The sequence below is a fragment of the Pedobacter sp. genome (assembly GCF_035566355.1).
Lineage (GTDB): Bacteria > Bacteroidota > Bacteroidia > Sphingobacteriales > Sphingobacteriaceae > Pedobacter.
In genome coordinates this window covers 1-3,402 of the sequence record NZ_DATMRL010000214.1, presented here as the reverse complement: position 1 = coordinate 3,402, position 3,402 = coordinate 1, and the positions used below count along the sequence as shown (strand labels likewise).

The 3,402-nt window shown below is 39.4% G+C and carries 5 protein-coding genes; 4 read left to right on the top strand and 1 reads right to left on the bottom strand.

The features are described 5' to 3' along the window. Positions 1–385: DNA-directed RNA polymerase subunit alpha C-terminal domain-containing protein (locus VNZ46_RS08240; protein WP_325559606.1), on the top strand; the 385-nt coding region annotated here is incomplete at its 5' end. An 81-nt stretch (positions 386–466) separates the two neighbouring features. Further along, positions 467–1,015: a 50S ribosomal protein L17 gene (rplQ, locus tag VNZ46_RS08235; RefSeq protein ID WP_108555018.1), complete on the top strand. Its 549-nt coding sequence runs from the start codon at positions 467–469 to the stop codon at positions 1,013–1,015. Between the two features lie 56 nt (positions 1,016–1,071). On the opposite strand, the gene VNZ46_RS08230 is transcribed toward rplQ, so the two are convergent. Continuing rightward, on the bottom strand, positions 1,072–1,722 hold the full coding sequence (locus VNZ46_RS08230; protein ID WP_325559605.1) for a 2'-5' RNA ligase family protein: 651 nt from the start codon (positions 1,720–1,722) through the stop codon (positions 1,072–1,074). Between the two features lie 4 nt (positions 1,723–1,726). On the opposite strand from VNZ46_RS08230, the gene VNZ46_RS08225 reads away from it, so the two are divergent. Further along, positions 1,727–2,920 carry an SAM-dependent methyltransferase gene (locus tag VNZ46_RS08225; RefSeq protein ID WP_325559604.1) on the top strand — a complete coding sequence of 398 codons (1,194 nt, stop codon included), beginning with the start codon at positions 1,727–1,729 and terminating at the stop codon, positions 2,918–2,920. A gap of 157 nt (positions 2,921–3,077) precedes the next feature. Beyond that, positions 3,078–3,402 (top strand): Hsp70 family protein (locus VNZ46_RS08220; protein ID WP_325559603.1); only part of this gene is annotated, 325 nt, incomplete at its 3' end.

The window sequence follows — 3,402 nt, the reverse complement described above, 5'->3', positions numbered from 1 at the left end:
AACAGACGGATCTATCCATCCTGAAGAAGCATTAAAAGAAGCTGCAAAAATCCTGATCCAGCATTTCATGCTGTTCTCTGATGAGAACCTGGTACTGGAATCTCAGGCTAAAGAAGAAACTAAAGAGGTTGATGAGGAAATCCTGCACATGCGTAAGATCCTTAAAACTGAACTGGTTGATTTAGACCTGTCAGTGCGTGCATTAAACTGCTTAAAAGCAGCTGATATCCGTACACTGGCTGACCTTGTATCATATGATGTAGCTGATATGTTGAAATTCAGAAACTTTGGTAAAAAATCACTGACTGAAATTCAGGAACTGGTGAAATCTAAAAGTTTATCTTTTGGAATGAACCTGTCTAAATTCAAGTTAGACGAAGAATAAAAAACAAATAACATATTGTTAATCGTGTGTAATTCCCTCGGATTAATTTCAAAGAGACGGTACACAAGAATAAATTAAAAAATGAGACACGGTAAAAAAGTAAACCACTTAGGAAGAACAGATTCACATCGTAGAGCGATGCTGGCTAACATGGCTTCATCACTTATTAAAAACAAAAGGATCTCAACTACTTTGGCAAAAGCAAAAGCTTTGCGTATGTACGTTGAGCCTATTATCACTAAATCTAAAAATGATACTACGCATTCTCGTCGTATTGTATTTAGCTATTTACAGGATAAAGATACGGTTACTGAATTGTTCCGCGATGTAGCTGCTAAAGTAGCGAATCGTCCAGGTGGTTATACAAGGATCATCAAGTTGAACAATCGTTTGGGTGATAACGCGGAAATGGCATTGATCGAGTTGGTTGATTACAACGAGGTTTATGGTAAAGAAGCAGAATCAGCTGAAAAGAAAACAACTCGTCGTGGTAGAAGCAAAGCTAAAAAAGCTGATGCGCCTGCTAAAGAAGAGAAAGTTGCTGAAGCTAAAGCTGAAGAAGTTGTTGAAGAAACACCTGCTAAAGAAGAGGCTGCTACTGAAGAGAAAGCAGAAGATAAAGGCGAATAGTCTTTCTTTTTTTCTAAAATATAAAAGCCCTATCCAATTTGGACAGGGCTTTTATGCTATAGAGACATCGTCAATTGTTCACCTCCTGGGCTGGAATAATAATCCCTGAGCACATCCCAATATTTTCCATTGTGTTTCAGCAGGGTAAAATGATTGACCAGGAATTCGGCCCTTAACCTTCTTTTTTTATATTGTTGCATGATTTTGGGATACGCTTCCTTTGCGTCCCGATAGGCGATTGTAATATGTGGTGTTAACTGACCCTTGGGTGCAGCATTGTATAATTTTAAAACCGATTTCAAATTGTTGTAGACCGCAGTGAGGGCACCGCTCTTTTTAGCATGTATATAGATGGTATGTTCAGGAAAACCATCGAAGTTTTCTAACTTTTGTACAAATGGTGTGAAATTACATGCGGTTTTCAGGCTTTCTGAAAGCTGGGATTCCATACCAGAGGGGAGTTTAAAAGGTGGAGCAAGTGTGATGTGTACTGGTGGTTTCAGCGCTGCATATACTCCATGATCATGGGCACATTCTTTTCTGATTCCGTCAATCATGGCACTGAGGTCCTGGTCTGGAAGGATGGCTATAAAATAGAGGTTGTTCATGGAATTGAAATTACTAAAAATATTAGTAATTTCAAAATATAGGGATACTTGCTCTTCAGGTTTTCCTTTGCAAATGGTTATCTTTGAGGCGTAATTCATTTCCATGTCCAATCAAGATCATATACAGCAATTTCAGCAAGAGTTAACAACAAGTATTTCTACTAGTACATTTATTAAGATGTCCCTGGGAAATTACCAGGGAAATGAAAAGGAGTTAAAGAATATTTATGTCCGGAAGGTGAAGATCAAAAGGGCCGATATGCTTTCTTTTACTTATCGTTATAAGACAAGGGATATATTTAAGAATTATCCTGTGGATGAGGGCGTCCATATGATTGCTCAATTGATCAGTAATGATTTTAAGGTCTGTACTTTATTTACGACGCAGAAGGAGCTTATTTTGGAGCATCATAAAAAGGGTGGTATCGCTGTCAGGGAATCGCTGGTAAAGGGTAATGTTGTGCCTGATCTGGCTCATAATAAGGAGAAGAAAAGACTGATTAAGCCTGCGGCTGATAAGAACTATCTGCACGATCTGAATATTACGGATGAGCAGGGAGAAGTATTTAAAAATGCGCAAGATAAGTATAAGCAGATTAACCAGTATATTGAATTGCTGAGTCCTATGATTAAGGAGCTGCCAGCCGGATCATTAAAGAAGGTGGCAGATATGGGTTCGGGGAAGGGGTATCTTACGTTTGCTTTATATGATTACCTGCAAAGTGTTTTGGGTCTGGATGTTCAGGTGACTGGAGTGGAGTACAGGGAGGATTTGGTTGATCTCTGTAATCGCATCGCAGTAAAATCGGGTTTTACCGGATTGAATTTTGCGGAGGGATCGATTCAGGATTTTGACGCCTCTTCTACTGATTTACTCATTGCATTACATGCCTGTGATACGGCAACTGATGATGCAATTTCCAAAGGAATTAAAGCCGGAGCGAAACTCATTGTTGTGGCTCCTTGTTGCCACAAACAAATCAGAAAAGAAATTGTTAAAGGTAAAAAGAAGAACGAATTGAACTTTCTGACCCGGCATGGTATTTTTCTGGAGAGGCAGGCGGAAATGGTAACTGATGGAATGAGAGCTTTGATATTGGAGTATTTTGGCTATAAAACAAAAGTGATGCAGTTTATATCTGATGCGCATACACCTAAAAATGTTCTGGTTGTAGGGGTGAAAACAAAAGATAGTCCTGACATCCGGAAAGAGGTTCTGGAGAAGATCAGGGAAACAAAAACCTATTTTGGAATTGGCCATCACCATTTGGAGCGTCTTCTTGGACTAGAGGCGTAAGGTTATGCCAACCTGTCAGAGGTTGATGGGGTTCCGATTTACATTTTAGCAGGCTTGGGAGGGCTATATATGTCAATTCTCTGCCAAATGCAAATTGGCACAACCCTTGTTTAGTACGAGTTATCGAATTAGTATAACATTAAAAGATATAATAAAAATGGGAAAAATTATTGGTATAGACTTAGGAACAACGAACTCTTGCGTAGCCGTAATGGAAGGTAACGAACCTGTAGTTATAGCCAACAGTGAAGGTAAACGTACAACGCCATCTATTGTTGCTTTTGCAGAGAACGGTGAGCGTAAGGTAGGTGAGCCGGCTAAACGTCAGGCGATCACCAATCCTACAAAGACAATTTATTCAATTAAGCGCTTTATGGGAAGCAGCTTTGCGGAAGTAAGTAAAGAAGCAGGCCGTGTTCCTTATAAGGTAGTTAAAGGCGACAATAATACACCTCGTGTTGAAATTGACGACCGTAAATATA

Excerpts from the sequence above, each read along its gene's own strand:
- rplQ (WP_108555018.1), top strand. The coding sequence starts at position 467 with ATGAGACACGGTAAAAAAGTAAACCACTTAGGAAGAACAGATTCACAT.
- VNZ46_RS08230 (WP_325559605.1), bottom strand. The coding sequence starts at position 1,722 with ATGAATTACGCCTCAAAGATAACCATTTGCAAAGGAAAACCTGAAGAG.
- VNZ46_RS08225 (WP_325559604.1), top strand. The coding sequence starts at position 1,727 with ATGTCCAATCAAGATCATATACAGCAATTTCAGCAAGAGTTAACAACA.